The organism is Pseudomonas sp. AF03-9 (genome assembly GCF_020515815.1).
GTDB lineage: Bacteria > Pseudomonadota > Gammaproteobacteria > Pseudomonadales > Pseudomonadaceae > Aquipseudomonas.
Genome location: NZ_JAHPJF010000062.1, coordinates 1 through 736, shown reverse-complemented (window position 1 = coordinate 736; position 736 = coordinate 1). Strand labels below are relative to the sequence as shown.

Below are 736 nucleotides of genomic sequence, written 5' to 3'. Positions count from 1 at the left end.
GCCGCCTGCTGACAGTGAAAAGATAACCGTCACGGTGAAACTGCCCAAGGAGCTGAAAACCGAAACCATGTGGGTCATGTATCGCTCCGCTACCTGTAAGCGCATCAGCTCTGGAGCCAGCGGTCAGCGTTTAGAGCAGGATGGTCATCACTCAATCTACAAAGAATTTGAACGTCAAGGCGAGAGTGACCTTTACCAAGTGGAATTGCCAAAGGATGGGGGCGGGGCGTGTCGCTGGCATCTCGCGAATGTGACGTTTGGTGTGGTCTACGCAGACCCGGCGCGCTTTGGCGAGAACGTGACCGCTGGTGCGGGTGGGGGGGTAATCGTGATATTCGACTACAACAATTCACCAAGAGGTGGTCCTGATTTCAAAGTTGATGGAGATCTGACGATCAAGAGAGACTACTACCCTTGGGTTAAAGAGGCGTTTCTGGGGGGGTATCGCAAGCGCATTAGTCTTGCAGGTGAGGGCGGTGTTTATCTGAAGTATCAAGCGTTGAGAGCTCGCACTGTGTACTTCGAGCCCACATTGCATTCGGCATTTACTGTTTTCTCCACACAACCAAAGGAGAAGAAAGAAGGTAACCACACTGTCTTCACCTATCCCGACGGTAGCGTTGTCGCCGATCGCCGATCACAACCCGACTTCTTAAAACTCCAAAGCCTGCGCACCGGCCGCGCCAGCGATTGCCTTTCCCCCTGGACTTACCACAAGTGCCCAGACCGTCGTCCA

Annotated in this window: 1 protein-coding gene; it reads left to right on the top strand. The window is 53.7% G+C overall.

What is annotated here, in order from left to right:
* On the top strand, positions 1 to 736 hold a 736-nt coding region (locus LIY36_RS27625), incomplete at both ends, for a hypothetical protein (protein ID WP_226457863.1).